This window comes from Bacillus sp. JST-5, from assembly GCF_057747715.1.
In genome coordinates this window covers 24,302-47,126 of sequence record NZ_JBYLHW010000007.1, presented here as the reverse complement: position 1 = coordinate 47,126, position 22,825 = coordinate 24,302, and the positions used below count along the sequence as shown (strand labels likewise).

Below are 22,825 nucleotides of genomic sequence, written 5' to 3'. Positions count from 1 at the left end.
ATTAATATTCTTTTTAATAATATTCAATATAATAATGTTGCTATTGAAAGAATTGAAAGACTTTCATATTTATGTAACATTAACATTTAATAGAACTCTTATACTTTTTAATTATGTAGAAACATTTAATCATTATTTGAAGAAGGATTGAATACAAATGTTTATTCGTTTACATAATGTTGTCGTAGCTTTTGGACAAGAAAATTCGATTAAAGCATTGGATAACGTTTCACTCATTATTAATCAAGGGGAATGGATGAATATTTTAGGTCCGTCAGGTTCAGGGAAAACAACCTTATTAAATGTTATTGGTGGGTACCAAAAGATTCAAAACGGTAAAGTTGAGGTGGATGGGAAAGATTTAAGCCAATTACAAGAAGAGGAAATTCAAACATATAGAAGAAATATGATTAGTTTCATATTTCAAGATTATAAGTTGTTTGATCAATTTTCTGTTTTAGAAAATGTCATGATTCCTTTACTTCCATATGAAAAAAAGGAAAAAATTGAGCAAAAGGCTAAAGAAATCCTTGAGAAGTTGAATATGACAAAGAGGATGCACGCATTTCCCCATCAGTTATCAGGAGGGGAAAAACAACGAACGGCAATTGCACGAGCACTTCTTTGCGATCCAAAAATTCTATTATGTGACGAACCAACTGGAAACTTAGATTCCGAAAATAGGGATCATGTAATGGAAATTTTAAAACAATTACATCAACTTGGTATGACAATCTTATTAGTTACTCATGATACCGAAGTGGCAAAATGGGGGGACCGTAAAGTTTATATTCGAGATGGTAAACTTAAGGAGGAAGAGGCATTATATGAGAGAACTCCTTTTTAAACAATTATGGAGAAAATGGAGAACACACGTCCCCTTCCTATTAGCGATAGTATTTATTCTAATTTTTATCCCATTTTCTATTCATTTTTTGCAAGATTTAAATCATCAAGTACATTCGAATATTACACATTATTCAAGAGGTTCCTATGATTTGCTTGTACGACCTAAAAAAGAATTCCATCCATTAGAAAATGAACTCGGGATTGTCCCAGAAAATTATATAGGTTTAGGAGAAGGTGGCATTTCAATTGAACAATGGGAAAAAATTAAATCCCACAACGATGTCGAAATCGCGGCTCCCGTTGCTTCATTAGGATACTTTACAGGCATAAGTTCATCGATTAATATTGAGGAACCAAAACAATCTACTAGATATAGTGCCCAATTTTTTACTTCAGATGGAATCAACCGTTTTCCAGTAAAAACAACAGAATACTGTATTTTTTTAGAAAATTACTTTGTGGAGAAGGAACAATACCGTTTTGAACCTCTGATGGAAAACCGTGAAATGTTGGATTTTTGTGATATTAATGGAGTTGCCCAATTTCCGTTACCAGAAAGTTATCATTTATTAGTTGGAATTGATGCAGAACAAGAGCAATTATTAACAGGAACGGAATTTAATTTTAACAAACCTGGATGGGGTTCCCGTGGCAAATATGAATTTGGGCTTCATGATTCGATTGTTATCCCTGTTATCGAACTTGATCATCCAAAAGTTTCTTTACAAGCAGATATATCGGTTGAAGAAGTGAATATATCAAAAGATCAAGTGAAGGTTTGGAGAGATCGAATAGGGTTGAAGGATGATCCTAATGAAGGACCTGTTCATTTTTATCAATTATATCGAGAGCCTGAATATAAACAAATTTACAATAAAATATTTAATATGCCAGCAAGCAATCAAATTCTATTGAATGTAGATCTCAGTTCTGACTTGGATGGATTTTATCAGAAAGCTATATTGATTCATTTAAATGGCAATACAGAACCATTAATTGCTGATGGAAAATACACTGCACTTATTGATATTTCTAATGCAGGAAGGTATTTTTCAATAGGAAATGTAAAGTATGAAAAGAATGGAGATCAATATTTTGTTAAAAAAACGGGAGAGCAAAATGGAATCCCTAGTTATCGAGAAATTATCGAAAAAGGCGGTCCTCTTGGAGAACAGACAAAAGATGGACCTCCTATTATAACAGATCCAATCGATAAAGTAAAATTAAAATCACCTAAAGAAGAATTGGCTTCAAGCCCATTAGGAATCTATCAATTTGCACCTGTTCATTATATAGATGAAGCAGGTAAGAAAAAGAAATTGACGCCTACTATTATTCCCGGAAGCTTTATATCAGCTCCAGCAAGTGGAGTAACGACTATTGAGGCTGCTAAAGAGATAAAGGGCGATAAACCAATAGATGCTATTCGTGTAAAAGTGGCAGGAATTAAAGGCTATACGAAAGAAGCCGCCGAAAAAATCGACAAAGTAGCTAAAGATATAGAAGCATTAGGACTACAAGTAACAACGGTTGCTGGTGCATCGCATCAAAAATTAAAAGTAGAAGTTGAAGGAATAGGAACCGTTGAAGAAGCTTGGACAACATTAGGAGCAGCAGGATCAATTATCAGTGAATGGAATTTAACCAATGGGATATTAGCAATATTATTCATAGTTGTAGCTGTGATTTATCTTTGGAACAGACTTTTATTTTGGCAAACTCATACAGAAAAAGAGTTTCGTTTATTGTCGTTCCTTGGATGGAAATCTTCAGATATCATTCGCTTTTTCAGAAAAGAAGTCATTTCTTTATTGTTTTTCGCAACAAGTTTGTCGCTTATGATAATGGTTGGTATAGGATTTAATAAACAATTGTCTCCATATATATATTTATCTTTATTCGTAAGTAGTGTTTTAGCTTTTCTATTTATGTGGAATATGGTAGGTAGAAAGATTCGTAATGTATTCCGTTCAAATGAAAATAGTGAATTAACACCAATGATAAGCAAAAATGAAAAGTCATCTTTAGTAAGTAGAAACCTAAAACATTTTATAAAATATATACGTTCTCCTTTTATTCAACTATTCATCGTTAGCTTGTTATCATCGTTTGTCTATTTATCTTTAACCGAAACGGTGAAAGAAACAAATTTAACTGTTTTAGGTGAATATATCAATATTCAAGCTGGTAGCCACCATTTTCTATTAATGATCATAGCTTATGTTTTATCGATATTTACTTTAATCGAAAGTATTTCATCATTATTTATTGTTAGAAAGAAAGAATTAAACATATTCCAAATCGTTGGTTGGAGAAAGAAGCATATAACTCGACTTTATATCCAAGAGTTGGCGATATGGAGCGGTTTGGCGATTGGAATTGGTAGTTTAATGACAGGTATTTTCTTTACTATCACGTATTCTTTTCATGTAAACTATTTAATAATATTACTTCTCTCCTTTATTGGTTTTTATATTGTGGTTTTAATGATAGGATATATGTTTATCCGAAATTTGTTGAAAAAAACTTCGCTTCAAAATTAGTTGTTTAATTGTAATTCTCAAGGTGAATATTTCTTTCTTAAGCCTAAAAAAAAGCTAGGGGGTACCCTAGCTTTTTTTTTACAAACCATTAAATGGAGTAGGCAAAATATTCTACGTTTTGTTATTTAATGTACTGAAACATATGATTCATGATTTCTTCATATTTTTCCATAGCATTTTTTAATCCGAATGGACCCGCTTCTTTTAAGGGGACTATTCTGTAATTACGAATGTTTTGGTTCGAGATGAAAGTTGGAAGAAATTCAGGATTTGCTAATTGAATCTCCGTTCCATCTTTATTAATCGTTTTGGTTACTTGAATCGTTGCCAATCCTCCGATGTCTTTATAATCCCACATTTGTCCAGATAGAAAGTTTCCTAATGAATAAACGACAAATACTTTTCTACCATCTGACGTTTCAATCCAATCAATAGGCTGTAAGACATGAGGATGATGGCCAAAAATGATATCAGCCCCGCTTTCAGCTAATACATTAGCTAAATATTTTTGTTCATCAGATGGAAAACGTTCATATTCATTTCCCCAATGCATACTCATAACGATAACATCAGCCTGCTCTTTAGCACGAGAAATTTCTTTTTTCATCGCTTCTACATCAATTAAATTGACGAGATATTCTTTTCCTTCTGGGACAGGTATTCCGTTCGTTCCATACGTATAAGCTAAAAAAGCAAATGAAATTCCATTAGACTCCAATACGCGAATCGTATTTTTATCTTCTTCATTGGCAAAGTGACCTACATACGGCAAACCAACGCGATTATAGTAATTAATTGCATTTAATATTGCCTGTTCACCACGATCTAACGTATGGTTATTAGCTGTTGATACGATATCAACTCCACTATCGATTAATGCATCTCCCACTTCCGTTGGACTATTAAAGGAAGGATAGCTGGATAATCCAATTTCTACTCCTCCCAAAACGGTTTCTTGGTTAGCAAGCAATAAATCAGGTTGTTGTAAATATGGTTTTACATGTTCAAACATTGGTTTAAAATCGTAGCCATTCTCTTTTTTTGCATCTTCATAAATCCAATCATGAATTAGCAAATCTCCGATGGCCCCAATGGTAGTTGTAAATTGAAATGTTTTTTCAAATGTTTCACTGTTCCGTTGTTGATGTGTGTGCGCTTGTAATGGGACAGATTCCTTATTCGAAAAATCCATATAATAGAGCGCTATAAAAATGAGAGATAAAACAACGAGAAATACAATGGATATGAACATTAACATTTTATTTTTTTTCATATGATCCCCCGTATGAAAACCTTTCTATATCATGGCAAACCTAGACTTATTATGACATAACAATACGAATATTGTCACTGATTAATAAGAAAATTTTGTAAATAATTTCATGAATATTATATTCAAATAAAAATATTCATTATTGGAATTTTTCTAATATAATATATGATATATGAATATTATCCTAGTAAAAAAGAACTACGCTAAAGGCGTAGTTTTGTTCATGATCGGAACATCGGAGTGAATTGAATTTGTAATCTTTTGATGGGGGAAAATATGTACATACATAAAGCCGTTTTTTCTCGTTGTCTCATGAGAATTTTTCTAGGTAGTTTTAAAGTGTATCGATATCCGTTTCGAAAGATGATTTCAGATGTATACTTATTTTTTTCTTCGATATCTTTAATATTGTTTGCAAAGATCCAAGTACAATCATAATTGAGGAAAGAGATTGTTGGGAAGGCATATATCATTCGTTCAGGTGAAATATGAATCGGTGTCTTAACTTTATAATTTAATTTTTGAATAACCGCCTGTCTTCTGCCGTCAAATGTAGCACCGTCATCAATACACGCTTCTTCAATTAATTTTAAAGGTCTTTTGGAGCACAAATAAATTCCTTTTTCGTCAAAAATCATGGAACGATAAACTTCATGGAAATATGGTGATATAAACATAGTTGTTTCTGTGATTTGATAGTCCTCATTTACTACTAATTTCTCCTCCATTAATTTACCTCCTTTATTCCATAAATAATTTCAGAAAAGGAAATATTATCTAATTCTATTATATTATTAAAATATTCATAATTCAATAAATTTTCCGCAAAAAATAGAAAATTAGTTTTTATTATCATTTTTTGAGATAATTTTACATTTTTTGTTGAGCAAAATGATTTTTCTCGGTTTATTATCAAAAAGTTTTATCAATACTTAGAAACTACTCTAGTAAATGAATAATAGAAAATTGGAATTTCTCCTTCTAAAAATTTAATCCCAATCATACAAATGAAACAAAACAACTTTGATAGGGTGATGATCATGGTTAAAGCTATTGCAAAAGTTGTGTTAGGCATTGTTGCAACGCTTTCTATTATTACTGCTATTGTTTCCAATCAAAAACCATTATTTTTTTCAAGTCTTTTTACAGATTGTGATGCTATGAATACAGAGATTTTTAAGAGGATGATTGGATCAGAAATTCATTATTTTGGCCAGAAATTGGACAATTCCAGCGATTCCTTGATAAGTAACTTTATGGAACTAGCAACGAATGTTAATGTGAGAGATATCAGAAGCTTTATTTATGAAGAACTACCGGGGATGTTTGCATTTTATTCAGATATCATTGTAGCTGGACAAGGAACCGATTTTACAAATCTACCAATTGAAACCCCCCCTCCGAAAGAAAACTTAGGGAAGGACAGTGAATTAAAAGAAGGTGTTGAAATTGGGGGAGAAAAAAAGCAACAAGAGAAAGTTAAGCAACCTGAAAAAAATACTGTATTTATTTATCATTCACATAGTAGAGAATCATTTCTTCCCCATTTAAAAAATGCGAACCCAAACACTGCTCAACATAGTGAATTAAACGTAACTTTGCTTGGAAAACGATTAGGAGAAATTTTAAATAGTAAAGGAATTGGAACAACTGTAGATACAACAGATGTCGTTGCCAAATTGTTAGAGAGAAATATGGAGTATTGGCAATCATATGAAATTACAAAAGAAGTTGTTCAAGAAGCGATGGCAAGAAATAAAGAATATACTTATTTTATTGATATTCATCGGGATTCAGGACCGAAACATTTGACGACCATCAACATTAACGGTAAAAATTATGGGAAATTATATTTCATTGTAGGAACAGGACATAAAAATTATAAAAAAAATGAGCAACTTGCCATTCGAATCAATCAAATGATTGAAGAAAAATATCCAGGTCTTTCAAGAGGAGTTTTTCCATCTCCGAGAAATAGCGGTAGCAATGGAATCTACAATCAAGATTTATCCCCAAATGCATTACTTATTGAAATCGGTGGTGTCGAAAATTCATTGGAAGAAGTCTATAATACGATCGATGTGTTAGGAGAAATTTTTGCAGAATTCTATTGGCAGGATGCAGTCGAAGTAAATGGCTAGTTGAAGCGATTAACCATCCACAAGTAATGAAAAAGTTTGTTCTATTTTGGAAAGTAAAGAATGAAACGTTAAATAAGGGGATGGAAAAAGGATAGGGATCAGGAATTATACCTGTGATCATCTATCCTTTATTTTTTTCATAAATCAAGCAATCGTATCATGTTGATTGTTGACATAAACCTTTTGATAGATTTATACTTTTATAGTTATCAAATATAATTATCATTTATAATAATTTTGGAAAGGAGTTACCTGTGAACTTACATCCATTATTGTTTTAAAATCTTGTATTAACCATGCGTCCGTTTGAAACTCAGTTGAGTGAAATTTTACGAAAACATGGGATTCAACGGTCCGAATGGTCAGTCCTACACACTCTTATTCATGAACCAAATTTGACAGCAGCAGAGCTAGCAAAAAAATTAACTTTTGAAAAGCCTAATATGACTCGCATGATAAAAGAATTATCTAATGCAGGGTATATCGAAGTGGAAACTTCAGCCGAAGACAAACGAAAAAAATATATACGTCTAACACCGTTAGGAAAAGAAAAATATTTAAATACACGCGTTACGATCGACGCGTTTGAAAAGGAAATTTTAGAAGGAGTAACGGAAAAGGAGCAGATCCAACAGGAGCACAAGCAATTGCTATTAAGCTTACTACACCTGAACGATCAGGATTGGCCACATCTACATTCTTTATCGCGTTAGACGCTGGCCTTGGTTTCGGTCCTTCCATTTTAGGTGCCATCGAACCGGTCATTGGCTATGGCAACTTATTTATCGTCCTTAGCTTTGTTACGATCTTCTCACTTGCTTTATATATGGTGCTACATGGTAGAAAGGACAGAGCACTCCTACAAACTCGCTAAAAAATGGGGAGGTGTTATCGACACACTCCCCATTACTTATTTTTATAGAAACAATCACATCCATTTAATTTTCGGTTCTGTTTTATTAATTATTCGTTTTATGTTAGCACGGTGACGGTAAAAGACAAAAGCGGATAAAAGTACAATGATGGTAATTAAATAAGGATCTTTTGTAAAAATTGAATAAATAATGGCAACAACAGCTGAAATCATGGATGATAACGATACATATTTTGTTAAATATAGAGAAATAAAAAACGAAATAAACAAAATGACAAATATTAATGGTTCATAAAAAAGTAGTACGCCGCCACTAGTAGCTACAGCTTTACCGCCTTTGAAGCCTGCAAAAACGGGATACATATGTCCTACAACGGCTAAAACTCCAGCTAATAATGGATGAAAATCACTGCCAAACATGATAGGTAAACTAGCTGCAACAGTTCCTTTTAATATATCTGCAATCGTTACAACTAATCCTGCTTTCTTTCCTAATGTTCTGAACGTATTTGTCGCCCCTAAATTTCCGCTTCCGTGCTCTCGAATATCTATACCGTAAAACGTTTTCCCTACGATTAGTCCAGAAGGTATAGAACCTAATAAATATGCAATGAAAATAATCATAGCTTCAATCATTTACATTCCCCTTTTTTAGAAAACATTAAATATGGCAAGTCCTATTTTATTGTATCATTTTAATTCAAGCAATAAGTAATATGAAAATAGTAGTAATCACAAAATCTTATTATTATAAATATGTAGCAAAAATTCAAACATTCTAGAAAAAATTTAAATAGTTATGATAATAGACTTTCCGTCTTTCATAGGAAGTAAACGAATGAAGCCAACAAAAAAATACCGAAATATTCTTTCGGTAAAAAATAGGTAGTTCTATTATTTCATGATATAATCAATTTGACAGTCATTTCATATTTTTTAATTCTTGACAGAGTGCGATTCCGTCAGCAAATCCCATTTTATAAATTTTTTCATCATATTCATCGGAAAATTGGTAAAAAAACTCACGTACATTGGAAACTAGATGCTTTTGATCTTCAGGAAGCAATGATTCAATTTTTTCGAGTTCTTGCAGCCATTGATGATGGATTTTTTCGTGACTCATTTTTGATTCAATACGAATTTTCTCAATTCTTTCTAATACTAAAGAAGTGAATTGCTTTGAGAAAGATGAAGGCTGCATGATTTTCTCTCCCTTATTATACAAATATTAAATAATTTAGTAATAAATATACATAAATAGAATAATACATAATTCGTCATTTGTAAATAAATTAAAATTTGGGAAGGAATAGGAGAGTTTTTATGCTTGAAGAACGTTTTGTTGGGGAATTAATACGTGATATTCGAAAACAAAAGGGGCTAACAACCATTCAGTTAGCTAGTCAATTAAACATTTCCCAACCTAAATTATCAAGAATAGAAAATGGAACACAATCTGTTAATATTCCGTTGCTCTATCAATTTTGTGAAATATTTGATATGACATTGAGTGATTTTTTTCAATTGCTTGAAGGTAGATTAGAATATGATCGGATCATTAAAGAATCAAAAAGAGAGTATAATAGTTTTGGTATGGATAAAGAAATGGAACAATTATTTGCTTCATTAAACGAAAAACAGAAAATGGCTTTACTTCATTTTATAAAGTCATTAAAAGAAGGAGATTAATAAAAACTCCTTATGGCACAAGCTAATTTAATAACAAACATTGTACCATAAGGAAGTGATTAGATTTATTCGTTAACCATTATAGAATATCAAGGTTAACCATTAAAGCAAGCAGCAATTGAAGCAATATTTGTAGGTTGACTGCAATTTGGTTGTCTGTAGTTTCAATTGTAATATTCCGAGAATTTTCAACAATTGTTTTTTGGTTTGTAATTTGTTTAATTCTAGAAGTTTGGAATAGTTCTTGTTGGATTTCTTCTGCTTTTTTGTTATCTGCAATGGCAATGTTTAATACGATGGAAATGGCTGCTTGTAATGCTGCCTGTAAGTTGATAGCTGCTTTATTATCAGTAGTGTGTACTGTTACATCACAAGAGTCTTTAATGTGAATAATTTCATCGGAAAGCTGAAACTCTTTTTGAGATTGATTAGCTACATGTTCAGCATCTTCACTGCAATGTAATGGATGATCCATTGTTGGATCTAGAGCATTCCATCTTCTTTTACAGTCACCTTTATTTGATTCAATATTGCCTCTGTATACTTCTTGGTTCACTAATATCACTCCTTAACAACGTTTGTTATACTTTATGCGTCCATAAAACTGAATGTATGGACAAGGTTCCTAGAACAGTCGCCTTTTTCTTAAAGTTTTCTCACGCGAATTCGTTTGACACGCTTTTTAGTCATTGGTTTTTCCTCAATGATAGTTTCCATTTCGTTCATTACTTCATCCACCGATTCGTTTAAAGATTCATTTTCTGATTCGTTTTTGTTCATATCTTTTTGAATAAACTTTTGTACTTGTTCTTCCAATGCTTTAAATTGACTTCTTAAAGCTTGTTTTTCCTTTGTTGGAATATTTTTTTTAGGTTTCACTCCATGCTTTTTTAATGTGTTTTTTACGAGGATATCCAATAAGTCTTTATATGAAGTGGAAAGAAAGTCATCATTTCTCTTCGTCATTATATTCCTCCTTTTGTGCATGCACTTACGATTACACTATATGTCAATGTCGGACGTGTTGGAAAAGGAAAATGCCTATAAAGGACAAAATAGGTGCTTGTATAGATCTTTTCTTATAAATGAATTTTTTTCTCCTTTTCAAGTGAAGACTTTTCCCTTACCATGATAGAAGGGAGGGCTTAATTTGATAGAAAAACGAAAAGTTCATAGACATATAGGAAGATGGTTGATTCCTGGTTTAGTTTTGCTCTTAACTGTAACTTTGATAGGATATTGGTACATGAAAGAACGCCCATCCAATGAACGAATCGAATATTTTAATGGGAGTAATCCAATTATTTTTCATGGAAAGCAAGAAGGAAATGCATATATTGACGGAGACCAAGTGTATTTACCGATCGATTGGTTTCATCAACATTTGGAAGGATTATTGCATGTAGACAAAGATTCACAATCGGTCATTTTAACGACAAAAACAAAAGTGATAAAAATACCTATTGGCAAAAAAATTTATTATGATGATCTTGAAAAAATAGATTCATCCCATACGCATATTCTTTCAAAGAAAGAAACGTTATATATTTCACTCCAAACGATCGAAACATTTTATCCTCTACAATTTAAAGTGTTGCCAAAAAGTTCAGCCGTTCAAATATATATTAACGATCAAGAAATTCAATGGGGGAGAGTAGAGGGAACGGAAGATGAAGATTTTTTACGACTTCGTACCTCTCCAAGTTTAAAATCTCCATATGTCGCAAAAATCAATTCAGGTGATACAGTTTCAATTGAAGAAGAAAAAGAAGATTTCTATTTTGTAAGAATGGAAGATGGAAGAGCAGGTTATATTCAAAAAAGATGGATTGAAAAGACAAAGAAAGAAAAGATAGTTCTTTTGAATCCACAGTCACCATACTCAATAAAAGAAGTACCTAATCCGATACAATTAGTATGGGAAGCCGTGTACACAAAAACACCGAATCCAAATGAGCTCCCACAAATGCCAGGAATTAACGTCGTATCACCGACTTGGTTTCATTTAGAGGACGGTAACGGAAACGTAAAAAGTTTAGCATCTTCTACCTATGTGAAATGGGCAAAAGATTCAAATCGTCAAGTGTGGGCGCTGTTTTCCAATAATTTTGATCCGGATTTAACTCATGAAGCATTACGTACATTTGAAAAGAGAAAGAAAATTATTCAACAGCTAGTAAAGTATGCAAAGGAATACGAACTAGATGGGTTTAACATCGATATTGAAAATGTATATTTAGAAGATGGACCACTTGTGACGCAATTTATGAGAGAGCTTACACCAGCTCTTCACCGTTTAGGTCTAATTGTTTCAATGGATATTACGTTTATTTCCGATAGTGAAAATTGGTCGATGTTTTATGAGAGAGAGAAACTTACAAATATTGTGGATTATTTAATCGTTATGGTTTACGACGAACACACTTCTCTTTCCTCAAAGGCAGGAAGTGTTTCAAGTCTTCCTTGGGTAGAAAATAATCTCGTTTCATTGTTAAAAATTATTCCGAATGATCGATTAATTTTAGGGATTCCTTTTTATACAAGGTTATGGAAAGAAACGATAAATGATCATGGGGAAATCCAATTGAGTTCAATAGCGCTGACGATGAATGAAGCGGAACAATGGGTAAAAGACCATGATCTCACACCAGTCTTTGATGAAGAAACTGAACAATATTATGTGGAATATGAAAATATCGAAGAAAATACGTTATACAAAATGTGGTTAGAAGATCGAAGTTCATTGATGAAACGAATTCAACTCACACAAAACTATGAACTGGCAGGCATTGCTGGTTGGTCGCGTTATTTCGGAAACGATATGGCATGGGCATCATTTGGAGAAATGTATGCAACTAATCAAAATGAGGAATAACAATTGAAAGAAGAAAGTTTATTATATTAAAAGGACTTTCCTTCCATTTAGCGAATATGAAAAGTAAGATAGGTATAGAAAGGATGAGACTTTCGTGATTGAAAATCCTTCAAGAGAAGAAATCGGTAAAATATTAAAAAAAGCCAAACGAATTGCCGTTGTCGGTTTAAGTGATAATCCAAATCGTACATCGTATATGGTTTCAAAGGCGATGCAGGATGCTGGATATGAGATTATACCTGTCAATCCAATGGTTGATGAAGTTCTAGGGGAAAAGGCAGTTTCTTCTTTAAAGGAAATTGAGGGTCATGTCGATATTGTTAATGTATTTCGGCGTTCTGAATACCTACCAGAAATAGCAAAAGAATTCGATGAGATCGATGCTGATGTTTTTTGGGCTCAATTAGGAGTCGTTAATGAAGAAGCCTATCAATTTTTAAAAGAGCGTGGATATACGGTTATTATGGACCGTTGTATTAAAGTAGAACATGCATTAACGAAATGATGGAAATCCCGCCAATGATTTCGGCGGGAATTTCCTTTTCCAACTTGCTCACATTTCAAAGGCATCATTTATTGTTTCATAAAAAATTTATCATAGACTTTATTTTCTCATTTGATTATCATAATAAGGAACATATGTTCGAAATGTTTTTACGTATAGAAAGGGGAATGGATGTGGCAAAAGTACGACAGTCAGAATACAATGACGATTCCATTCAAGTGTTGGAAGGATTAGAAGCAGTACGAAAACGACCTGGAATGTACATAGGGAGCACCGATGCTAGAGGCTTACATCATTTAGTGTATGAAATTGTTGACAACTCTGTCGATGAAGCACTCTCAGGATTTGGGGATCATATAATCGTAAAAATACATAAAGACAATAGTATAAGTGTTGAAGACAAAGGTCGTGGTATGCCAACAGGGATGCATAAAACAGGGAAACCGACACCTGAAGTAATTCTTACCGTCCTTCATGCCGGTGGTAAGTTTGGACAAGGAGGATATAAAACGAGCGGTGGACTTCATGGAGTAGGTGCCTCCGTTGTAAATGCGTTGTCCGAATGGTTAGTTGTCACGATAAAACGAGATGGCTACATATATGAGCAAAGATTTGAACATGGTGGAAAGCCAGTTACTACTCTTGAAAAAATCGGAAAGACGAATCAAACTGGGACAAAAACGCATTTTAAACCCGATCCGACAATTTTTTCAACAACAACATTTAATTATGAAACGTTGTGTGAAAGATTACGAGAATCTGCTTTTCTTCTAAAAGGATTAAAAATCGAAATTTTTGATGAACGTACAGGTAACCACGAAGTGTTCCAATATGAAAACGGTATTAAAGCTTTTGTTGAGTACATAAATGAAGAAAAAGATGTTTTACATCCTGTTGTTAGCTTTGAAGGAACACAAAATGATATAGAGGTAGAGTTTGCTTTCCAGTTCAATGATGGATATTCAGAAAATATCTTGTCCTTCGTCAACAATGTCCGGACAAAAGATGGGGGAACACATGAATCTGGAGCTAAGAGCGCGTTTACCCGCATTTTTAATGAATACGCTAGAAAAACCGGACTACTTAAAGAGAAAGATAAAAATTTAGAAGGATCCGATATTCGCGAAGGTTTATCCGCCATCATTTCTGTTCGAATTCCTGAAGAAAAATTACAGTTTGAAGGGCAAACAAAAGGAAAATTAGGTACGACAGAAGCTAGAAGTGCCGTTGATGCTGTGATTTCTGACCAATTATCCTACTATTTAGAAGAAAATCCTGATATTAGCTCTCTCTTAATTAAAAAAGCGATTAAAGCTTTTCAAGCTAGGGAAGCTGCAAGAAAAGCTAGAGAAGATGCAAGAAGCGGAAAGAAGAAAAAAAGAGCGGAATCCGTATTGTCAGGAAAACTTACTCCTGCTCAATCAAGAAATTCTAGCAAGAATGAACTTTTCTTAGTAGAAGGGGACTCTGCAGGTGGGTCAGCTAAACAAGGTCGCGATCGACGTTTTCAAGCCGTTTTACCACTACGAGGTAAAGTCATTAATACGGAAAAAGCTAAGCTCCAAGATATATTTAAAAATGAAGAAATTAACACGATTATTCATGCGATTGGAGCGGGAGTTGGAGCTGATTTTAACATAGAAGATTCCAACTATGACAAAATTATTATTATGACCGATGCTGATACGGATGGCGCCCACATTCAAGTTCTGCTTTTAACATTCTTCTATCGATATATGAAACCATTAATCGAGGCTGGAAAGGTATATATTGCTTTGCCTCCTCTTTATAAAATTAGTAAAGGATCAGGAAAGAAAGAAATTATAGAATATGCATGGACAGATGATGAGTTGCGAGAAAAAACGAAAAAAATAGGTAAAGGTTATATGATCCAACGTTATAAAGGGTTAGGAGAAATGAATGCGGATCAATTATGGGAAACAACGATGAACCCTGAAACACGTACGCTTATCCGTGTCCGTATTGATGATGCAGCTAGAGCAGAAAGAAGAATCACGACACTAATGGGAGATAAAGTAGAGCCGCGGAGAAAATGGATTGAAAATAATGTAGCATTTGGTTTAGAAGAAGATGGAAGCATTTTAGAACAAGAGAAAGGTTCCCTTGTTGTTGAGGAGGTTCATCAATCATGAGTACAGCAGAGAGATTTCGTGAATTACCATTAGAAGATGTTCTTGGCGATCGATTTGGACGATATAGTAAATATATTATTCAAGACCGAGCACTTCCGGATGCACGTGATGGTTTAAAACCTGTACAGCGACGTATTTTATATGCGATGCATGTCGAAGGAAATACCGCTGATAAAGGTTTTCGTAAATCGGCGAAAACCGTTGGTAACGTTATTGGAAATTTTCACCCGCATGGGGATACATCGGTATATGATGCGATGGTTCGCATGAGTCAAGAATGGAAAGTAAGAAATGTTCTCATTGAAATGCATGGAAATAATGGTAGTATCGATGGAGATCCTCCAGCTGCCATGAGGTATACGGAAGCAAGACTTTCTGCGATTTCGTCGGAATTGCTGCGGGATATCGATAAACGAACAGTCGATTTCGTCCCGAACTTTGATGATACGTCCAATGAACCTGTCGTTTTACCAGCAAGATTTCCAAATTTACTCGTCAATGGTTCAACCGGAATTTCTGCCGGTTATGCTACAGATATCCCACCACATCACTTAGGAGAAGTGATTGATGCAGCCATTTATCGAATGGATCGACCAAATTGTACAGTCGATGATTTAATGACTATTATTAAAGGACCAGATTTTCCAACGGGCGGTATCATTCAAGGTGTTGATGGCATAAAAAAAGCATATGAAACTGGACGTGGAAAAATTGTCGTTCGCGGAAAAGCTGAAATTGAATCGATTCGTGGGGGGAAACAACAGATAGTTATTACGGAAATTCCATATGAAGTAAACAAAGCAAATCTTGTGAAGAAATTTGATGAATTTCGAATCGATCGTAAAGTGGAAGGAATTGCCGAAGTCCGCGACGAAACTGATCGCACAGGTCTTCGAATCGTTATAGAACTGAAAAAAGATGCCGATGCATTAGGGGTATTAAACTTTTTATATAAAAATAGCGATTTACAAATTACTTACAATTTCAATATGGTTGCGATTCATCATCGTCGTCCGAAATTGATGAGTTTGCCAGATTTATTGGATGCTTATATCGAGCATCAAAAAGAAGTAGTAACAAACAGAACGATCTTTGATTTACAAAAAGCAAAAGACCGTCAACATATTGTTGAAGGGTTAATGAAAGCATTATCCGTGTTAGATGAAGTCATCGCAACGATCCGAGCTTCAGAAGATAAACGGGATGCAAAAAACAATTTAATCGCTAAATTTTCCTTTACGGAACCACAAGCAGAAGCAATTGTTTCTTTACAACTATACCGTTTAACGAATACGGACATTACTTCATTGCAAAAAGAGGCGGAAGAATTATCAAAGAAAATAGAAGAATTGACGTTAATCTTAAATAAAGAAAGTAAGTTAATTTCTGTTATTAAGAAAGAACTTAAGGAAATAAAAAATAAATATGCTGATTCTAGAAGGACAAAAATTGAAGCAGAAATTGAAGAAATTAAGATTAATTTAGAAGTGCTCGTTGCAAGTGAAGATGTTATTGTTACTGTTACAAAAGATGGCTATGTGAAAAGGACAAGTTTACGTTCCTATTCGGCTTCAAACGGTAAAGATTTCGGTATGAAAGAATCTGATTACTTAATAGCCACTTTTGAAATGAATACAACAGATGTGCTTTTATTATTTACGAATAAAGGAAACTATTTATATCTTCCGATCCATGAATTGCCGGACATTCGTTGGAAAGATCCTGGTCAACATATAACAAATATTATTCCAATTGACCGTGATGAACAGATCGTTCAAGCTGTACCGGTAACGAATTTTGAAGAAAATAAATGTTTAATGTTTGTTACGAAACAAGGAATGGTTAAAAAATCTGAACTATCTTTATACAAAGCTCAGCGTTATTCAAAACCGTTAGTAGCCGTTAATTTAAAGAAAGAGGATGAAGTGATTGATGTGCTTGTTACTAACGGATCTAATGAAATTTTAATAGCGACTCATTTAGGTTATGCCTTAAGGTTCCATGAAGAAGAAGTCAGTCCAATTGGGGTTCGAGCATCTGGTGTCAAAGGCATTAATTTGAAAAAAGATGATTTTGTTGTAGCAGGAAAATCCATTGAATCAGATGAGCAAAGTGTTGTGATCATCACTCAACGTGGGGCAATAAAGAGAATGGCTTTGAAAGAGTTTGATCGAGCATCCCGAGCAAAACGCGGGGTTGTTATGTTGCGGGAGTTGAAAGCGAATCCTCACCGTATTGTCGATATGGAATTAACCTATCCAAACGATAAGCTTTTGATCTATACGGAAAAAGGTGAGCAATTCACCATTGATGCTCAAGAATTACGTTTAAACGACCGATATTCAAACGGATCATTTATTTTAGATGACAACGAATCTGGTCCAGCTCATACGTTAATCATCGACCCAACCGTACCATTAAAAGTACGTGAAACTGAAAATACAGAAGAATGATTGATATCTCCCTCATTCCTAAACTGGAAGAGGGAGATTTTTTTGTTTGATCGCTGAATATACAAACATATGGAAACCAGGTCTTGTTTTTCCAAAAAATGTGCATACTAATATTGGATCGTGAAAGGGGGATACATCATGAATAGAAACGCAATATTTTTTTTCCTTATCATCGTTGCTTGTTCTATCTTATTAATCAATGGTGTACATGCGAAACATAACTACACTACAGAATCAATCTTATTTACGAAGAAAGCTGATTTAACCAATGATGCGGAAGATGAAACGATCCAATTAAAAGGAATTCCCTTTTCCGGCGGAGGTTCTTACTATAAAGAAACCGAATTAATCGTCCTTCTTGCCAATGGAAATCGAATTCAAACTACCCTTACTGGTGGCAAAAGTGGGACTGTTGAAATAAAGGATTTGAACGGTGATAAAAGAAAAGATCTTCTCATAAAAATACCTATCGACCCTGAAAAAGATACGTATGAGTACTTTTTATATTCCGTAAAAAATAATAAGCTCATGGAATGGCCGATCCCTAAACCAGTGTATGTAGAAGGACACTTTGATCATCACTATAATGCATTAATAAAAGTTAATAACCATGCAACTTATCAAAAAATAAACCTTTCAAAACATAAGAAAACTTACGAAAATCTTGGAATTTACCATCATGGGATATTGAATGAACCTAGAGAAGTGATGGTTAGTGATTATCTTGATTTGTCCCCAGTCCGAATGAAAAATGGAAAATTTGGTATAAAAGGTGTCCAAAAAGTATTCGGTCCAATCGAAAATGATGCGATTGCCACTGTTACATCTATTTGGAGCTATCATCCAAAAAAAGAATGGATGCTAGAAAAAACATCCTTACACATCGAATAATTGAAAAAATATTATGTCAAAATGGGCGATTTCCAGTGACCGATATGGGCTAGTTACATATGATATATCAAAACATTTATTATAATGCTGAACTAGAAAGGGGTTTTATTTTATGAATGGGATCAATATTCCGAATGTCACTGTGAATATAATCCCTCCGGTTACTGAGTTTAGCCCCGTTGATGGTAGACAATATATGGTGGAGTGTTTATTGGATCAAAATCAGTTGATGTTAACCATTCATCAAAATTCAAACCATAAACGATATACATTTACGAAAGAAATTCCTTTTTTATTAATAGCAGAATGGGTCTATCAATTGGGCCAGTATGCAATAATTGGAAAAGTGATGAATTCAGAAAATCAGTCTTCTATTAATGAAAATGTAGAAAAAGCGTTGATGATTATGGTAAATGGGGATCGAAAATTTTTTAAATATTTTCCTTGGTTGTTAGAAGCACCAATCTATATTCAATTCTACAATGAAGACAATCAAATAGTTACCAATTACTATGGTTCACCAAGAAGATGGATATTAAAAGAGAGAAAAGAAATTGTCCGTTAATCGGCAGGGATCCCCCCTGTTTTTTTGTGGCTAGATTTGCGTTATAATAGACATGTTCAATTAAAAATGAATGGGTAAGGTATTGAATACATAGATAAAAAGTGGGGTTGTTTCATGAAATTTCATTCGAAAAAGGGACCAGTTGTGGGAGTTCTCGTATGGGCATTTATTTTAGGATTATTCGGAATTGCCGTTCATGATACTTTTTTTGCGGGAGAAATTAATTTACTAGATTTATTTGTAATCATTGTTTTTTTATTAGCTGCGGTTTATTTTGCCTGGGTATGGTTCCAAACTTATTATGAAGTGGAAGAAAATGCACTTATAATCGTTTCTGGACCAAAAAAGAAAAAAATCAATATTCAAGATATTGAGAACATTAAACGAACGTTAAATCCATTAACAGGACCGGCTCTTTCCATGGATCGAATGAGCATTAAGTATGGCCCATATCAATCAGTTCTTGTTTCTCCTAAAGAGAAAAAAGCATTCATTGACGCCTTATTAAAACAAAATCCAAAGATTCATGTTGAATTTAAACCGACAAAAGAAGAATTAGAGAAATTATAAGAGAAGAGCTCAGTGGTCCAAACAGAGCTTACTTTATTTTCGAAGAAATAAACATAGGATAATGAAATTTCAATTTCAATCGATCCGATGTTTTCTATCATTTCAATGATAAATGCTGAAAATTTTGAACTTATCTTATAAGGACTATATCTTTCCAATACAAGGAAATAATAGTAAAACGATAGTTAAGATGTATTTTGAATACCTATTAAAAATATAGAAAAGAGGGATGCCAATGTATGAGCAAAAAACAAAAGAATTTGAAAAAATAAATAAGAAAAATGATCAGTTAGATGAATTTATTTTGTTGTTTGATAAAGTAAAAAAGAAAATCGATCAGTTAGATGAAAATGAAGCAAAATCAATCTTAAAAATTATTTATGCCAACATTGTCACCGCTAAGACGGGTAACGGCGGAGATGCCATGGTAAAAGAAATTGTCGATAATATATTTAATATTTACCAAAAACTTTTAGAAGTAATGGATAAAAATAAAGATATGAACCCTAACAATGAAAAATCATAGAGTAATACGCGGAGGAAACCATAAAATAGAGGTTTCCTTAATTCTTTTACAATGAGAAATTAACTTTAAATATTCGATAAGTTAAAGGGAAAAGTGGACAGTATCCCATAATTATATTATGTAACCTTTTATTGAGAAAATAGACCTATGGGCAGGAACCAAATAAAGGCTTCCTTATTTTTTGGTATTGCTTTTTAACAAGAATAATAGACAAGTTAATGTAAAAGGTGATAGTTTCATATAAAGATATTATATAAACTCACATAAATAAATTAAAGCTTTGGGCAGTCGTAATGATTTATTTTTTAAGGAAATTTATAAATTAAATACATATTTTAAAATAAATAATTTAAATTCATACAGAGTCGAATCAATTAAATTTTATGAAGTAATTTTTATAGTTATCAATATGATCAATGTTTGCGGTAAAATATAAACATTTATAAATGTAATAAAAGAAAATTTTTATTACGTCTCAAAATATCAAGTATACTTTATTTGTGAGATGGATTTTCTGTTCTTATCCTTAACTTCCTATAATTTATGTTATGTAAACTTATAAAAATATTAAGATATTTATCAATATCTTCCACTCCTATTTTGGAGTCATCTATAAAAAAACACATGAAACTTTCTATTTTATGAGAAGTTTCATGTGTTGATTTTTAGTTTGTTTTTTGCTAAAAACAATTTCCGTAAATAAATTTTCCTTCATAATTTAAATACGCGCATTAATTTCTGTAATATCGAATTTTTATATAAACTTCCTCATCATCTTTATTTAATGAACGATTTTTCATATTTCATCTACCCCTTAAATATCCAACTTATTTAATTGTTTTGATAAATAAGGGATTTTTACATGGGCTAACCTCCAATTTGCCCAGATTACAAATGATTAGATTGTTAAGTATCGGAGTTTTATTAGTCGTTCAATCCTTTACCATTGAGAATGTGAGGTATGTATTTTTCTATCCTTGATTGTCTCGTTTTAGATTGTTTAGCTTTGGAAAAATATAGGATATATGCTTTTTGTCTACCTGGTGTTAAAGATTCGAAAGCCTCTTTTAGTTTAGGGATTTCTTCAAATTTATCAAGTAGTTCTTTTGGCATTGTGTATTCACTTACTTTTTTCACTTCAACTTGTAAGCCTGCTTTTTCTACTTCGACGGCTTCTTGAATATATTTTTTTATCGTTAATTCTAGGTCTTGTAATTGTTTAACATGCGTAAAACGAATTTGACGTGCTGCATGTGAGTTTTCACCCGGTTTTACTAAAATTCCTTGAGGATCTTTTAACAAAGCACCTTTAAAAAACATCATCGCGCAATATTCTTTAAACTCTTGCAAAATAACGACGTTACTATTTTGAAAAGTATAACAAGGTTTCCCCCACTTTAATTCTTCGGTTAAACCACATTCAAGAATGATCATCCGTAATGTTTCTATTTCATTTTTCCACTTTGATTCTCTCATTAAATATTTATCCACTTTTGGATTTAAATCGTAATTAGACAAGTGAACACCTCATCTCATCTTTTATTCTTGTGTAAAATGTTTCTAGACTGAAAGGAACTATTGTTACCTATTATACCTTAATTTTTTTATGTGACGAAAAAATATCTTCTTTTTCACAAAAAGTGTTGTTTTTTTTGGGATATTTTTCGGATAGAAAATAGTCAATTAGAAAAAGCCGCCATATGGCGACTTTTTATTTCACACTCTCAGCAACATTCATGATAATTTCTTTACTTAATGAAGGGCCGTACCCAAAAATTTCTAAAAACAATCCATCTTGCTCCCAAGTTAATATATACATGTCATCAGTGATGGATAGAAAAGCATCATTTCCATTTACTTTGACAGATGTAGTTGTCTCATCTTCTACAACTTCCCCATATGCTTCTTTGGATGGATAAATACTTAATGAAATACCGTTATCCCAGTCTTTTTCATAATCAATCGTAACGACCTCGTACGACTCATCATAATAGCTGTCTAGATAGCTGTAGCCTTCTGGAAGTTCTGTTATTTGTGGAATTGTATAATCAACAAGCTCTTGAATTTCTTCTATTGTCATAGATCCTTCCATTTCGAAAGAGTCTTCCATTTCTAATGCACTATCAATAACTTCCTGAGGGATTTTAATTGCTTTTACATTATTGATATTGGAAATTTTTGCTTTACCATCAATCGTCATTTTTTCACCGTCAACTTCGAGCTCTGCTTTTACCGTTTGTTCAAGCATCATAAACGACTTTTTATCAACAACAATTTCCATTTCGAGATTGTTAACTTTAATCTCGTTTATTTCTCCTTCCATTTCACCAGAGAAATCTTCCAATGATGATTCTACAATTGATTGAATAAGTTCTTCGTACCCTTCTCCTTTAGCAGATAACGAAAGTACGTATTTTCCATCTTTTTCTTTCATATTAAAATCATCATGGAATTTTACCAATTTATCCATTTCTTCTTTATTTAATTGATCAAAATTTTCTATTCCCATTTCATCCGGATCTAGTTGTAACCATTCTCCAAACATACTCATATATACATCTTTTTCTTTTACATACATTTCAAAGTCCATGGTCATTCCAGGAATTTTCACACTCATGTTCATATGCATAGCATCTGGGTTATGAGTGACATCACCTTTACCGTTTATTTTCATGTCTAGTTCTTCCGCTTGAATATTATAATCCATTTCTATTGAATAACCTTTCAATGTTTCAACGGCTTCACTAGCTTTTTCTAATACTTCCTTTTGACTTAATGATTGTGTTCCACAAGCTGTTAAACCAATGCATAACAAAGTAATGATAAGAAAATAAAGTTTTTTCATACATACATGCTCCTCTATTATTCTATTATAGTATTTTTATAACCTTTTAAATTATTTGTTTACTTCTTTTTAG

The 22,825-nt window shown here is 32.9% G+C and carries 22 protein-coding genes; 14 read left to right on the top strand and 8 right to left on the bottom strand.

What is annotated here, in order from left to right; all coding sequences use genetic code 11:
- Positions 1–157 precede the first annotated feature (157 nt).
- Both AC3ASS_RS03215 and AC3ASS_RS03210 read left to right on the top strand, forming a co-directional pair.
- On the top strand, positions 158–847 hold the full coding sequence (locus tag AC3ASS_RS03215; RefSeq protein ID WP_488282067.1) for an ABC transporter ATP-binding protein: 690 nt from the start codon (positions 158–160) through the stop codon (positions 845–847).
- The gene (locus tag AC3ASS_RS03210; protein ID WP_488282066.1) at positions 828–3,392 is read left to right on the top strand and encodes an MFS transporter; all 2,565 of its coding nucleotides are present in this window, start codon (positions 828–830) and stop codon (positions 3,390–3,392) included. The genes AC3ASS_RS03215 and AC3ASS_RS03210 overlap by 20 nt, the downstream gene beginning before the upstream one ends.
- Positions 3,393–3,513: 121 nt before the next feature.
- On the opposite strand, the gene AC3ASS_RS03205 is transcribed toward AC3ASS_RS03210, so the two are convergent.
- Together AC3ASS_RS03205 and AC3ASS_RS03200 are read right to left on the bottom strand one after the other, a co-directional pair.
- The gene (locus AC3ASS_RS03205) at positions 3,514–4,665 is read right to left on the bottom strand and encodes a CapA family protein (protein WP_488282065.1); all 1,152 of its coding nucleotides are present in this window, start codon (positions 4,663–4,665) and stop codon (positions 3,514–3,516) included.
- 221 nt (positions 4,666–4,886) lie between these two features.
- Positions 4,887–5,393, bottom strand: a complete 507-nt coding sequence (locus tag AC3ASS_RS03200; protein ID WP_488282064.1) for a competence protein ComK — start codon at positions 5,391–5,393, stop codon at positions 4,887–4,889.
- A 312-nt stretch (positions 5,394–5,705) separates the two neighbouring features.
- Between AC3ASS_RS03200 and spoIIP the strand changes: the two genes are divergently transcribed.
- The 3 genes from spoIIP to AC3ASS_RS03185 all read left to right on the top strand — a co-directional run bounded on the left by spoIIP (position 5,706) and on the right by AC3ASS_RS03185 (position 7,680).
- The gene (gene spoIIP / locus AC3ASS_RS03195) at positions 5,706–6,806 is read left to right on the top strand and encodes a stage II sporulation protein P (RefSeq protein WP_488282063.1); all 1,101 of its coding nucleotides are present in this window, start codon (positions 5,706–5,708) and stop codon (positions 6,804–6,806) included.
- A 296-nt stretch (positions 6,807–7,102) separates the two neighbouring features.
- Positions 7,103–7,519: a MarR family winged helix-turn-helix transcriptional regulator gene (locus tag AC3ASS_RS03190; RefSeq protein WP_488282062.1), complete on the top strand. Its 417-nt coding sequence runs from the start codon at positions 7,103–7,105 to the stop codon at positions 7,517–7,519.
- Positions 7,489–7,680, top strand: a complete 192-nt coding sequence (locus AC3ASS_RS03185; protein ID WP_488282061.1) for a hypothetical protein — start codon at positions 7,489–7,491, stop codon at positions 7,678–7,680. The genes AC3ASS_RS03190 and AC3ASS_RS03185 overlap by 31 nt, the downstream gene beginning before the upstream one ends.
- 54 nt (positions 7,681–7,734) lie before the next feature.
- Here the strand turns inward: AC3ASS_RS03185 and plsY are convergent, their stop codons facing one another.
- Positions 7,735–8,316: a glycerol-3-phosphate 1-O-acyltransferase PlsY gene (gene plsY / locus AC3ASS_RS03180; protein ID WP_488282060.1), complete on the bottom strand. Its 582-nt coding sequence runs from the start codon at positions 8,314–8,316 to the stop codon at positions 7,735–7,737.
- A gap of 286 nt (positions 8,317–8,602) precedes the next feature.
- Entirely contained in the window at positions 8,603–8,881 is a 279-nt protein-coding gene (locus AC3ASS_RS03175) for a hypothetical protein (RefSeq protein WP_488282059.1), read from the bottom strand.
- A 122-nt stretch (positions 8,882–9,003) separates the two neighbouring features.
- On the opposite strand from AC3ASS_RS03175, the gene AC3ASS_RS03170 reads away from it, so the two are divergent.
- Positions 9,004–9,369: a helix-turn-helix domain-containing protein gene (locus AC3ASS_RS03170; RefSeq protein WP_488282058.1), complete on the top strand. Its 366-nt coding sequence runs from the start codon at positions 9,004–9,006 to the stop codon at positions 9,367–9,369.
- A 79-nt stretch (positions 9,370–9,448) separates the two neighbouring features.
- Here the strand turns inward: AC3ASS_RS03170 and AC3ASS_RS03165 are convergent, their stop codons facing one another.
- Positions 9,449–9,844 carry a spore coat protein gene (locus tag AC3ASS_RS03165; RefSeq protein WP_488282085.1) on the bottom strand — a complete coding sequence of 132 codons (396 nt, stop codon included), beginning with the start codon at positions 9,842–9,844 and terminating at the stop codon, positions 9,449–9,451.
- Positions 9,845–10,014: 170 nt separating this feature from the next.
- Entirely contained in the window at positions 10,015–10,335 is a 321-nt protein-coding gene (locus AC3ASS_RS03160; RefSeq protein WP_488282057.1) for a hypothetical protein, read from the bottom strand.
- 184 nt (positions 10,336–10,519) lie between these two features.
- Here AC3ASS_RS03160 and AC3ASS_RS03155 point away from each other — a divergent pair, with 184 nt between their 5' ends.
- From AC3ASS_RS03155 to AC3ASS_RS03120, 8 genes are all read left to right on the top strand, one after another.
- Positions 10,520–12,244, top strand: coding sequence for a glycosyl hydrolase family 18 protein (locus AC3ASS_RS03155; RefSeq protein ID WP_488282056.1), 1,725 nt, complete (start codon positions 10,520–10,522; stop codon positions 12,242–12,244).
- Between the two features lie 97 nt (positions 12,245–12,341).
- Positions 12,342–12,749, top strand: coding sequence for a CoA-binding protein (locus tag AC3ASS_RS03150; protein ID WP_488282084.1), 408 nt, complete (start codon positions 12,342–12,344; stop codon positions 12,747–12,749).
- A 173-nt stretch (positions 12,750–12,922) separates the two neighbouring features.
- On the top strand, positions 12,923–14,902 hold the full coding sequence (gene parE / locus AC3ASS_RS03145) for a DNA topoisomerase IV subunit B (protein WP_488282055.1): 1,980 nt from the start codon (positions 12,923–12,925) through the stop codon (positions 14,900–14,902).
- Entirely contained in the window at positions 14,899–17,355 is a 2,457-nt protein-coding gene (gene parC, locus AC3ASS_RS03140; protein WP_488282054.1) for a DNA topoisomerase IV subunit A, read from the top strand. Before parE ends, parC begins: the two co-directional genes overlap by 4 nt.
- A 138-nt stretch (positions 17,356–17,493) precedes the next feature.
- Positions 17,494–18,246, top strand: coding sequence for a hypothetical protein (locus AC3ASS_RS03135; RefSeq protein ID WP_488282053.1), 753 nt, complete (start codon positions 17,494–17,496; stop codon positions 18,244–18,246).
- Between the two features lie 112 nt (positions 18,247–18,358).
- On the top strand, positions 18,359–18,811 hold the full coding sequence (locus AC3ASS_RS03130; protein ID WP_488282052.1) for a staygreen family protein: 453 nt from the start codon (positions 18,359–18,361) through the stop codon (positions 18,809–18,811).
- Between the two features lie 114 nt (positions 18,812–18,925).
- Positions 18,926–19,381, top strand: a complete 456-nt coding sequence (locus AC3ASS_RS03125; RefSeq protein ID WP_488282051.1) for a PH domain-containing protein — start codon at positions 18,926–18,928, stop codon at positions 19,379–19,381.
- Positions 19,382–19,616: 235 nt separating this feature from the next.
- Positions 19,617–19,907, top strand: a complete 291-nt coding sequence (locus AC3ASS_RS03120) for a hypothetical protein (RefSeq protein WP_488282050.1) — start codon at positions 19,617–19,619, stop codon at positions 19,905–19,907.
- Positions 19,908–20,831: 924 nt separating this feature from the next.
- Here AC3ASS_RS03120 and AC3ASS_RS03115 read toward each other — a convergent pair.
- Both AC3ASS_RS03115 and AC3ASS_RS03110 read right to left on the bottom strand, forming a co-directional pair.
- On the bottom strand, positions 20,832–21,425 hold the full coding sequence (locus tag AC3ASS_RS03115) for a YdeI/OmpD-associated family protein (protein WP_488282049.1): 594 nt from the start codon (positions 21,423–21,425) through the stop codon (positions 20,832–20,834).
- A gap of 193 nt (positions 21,426–21,618) precedes the next feature.
- On the bottom strand, positions 21,619–22,752 hold the full coding sequence (locus AC3ASS_RS03110; protein WP_488282048.1) for a DUF6612 family protein: 1,134 nt from the start codon (positions 22,750–22,752) through the stop codon (positions 21,619–21,621).
- Positions 22,753–22,825 lie beyond the last annotated feature (73 nt).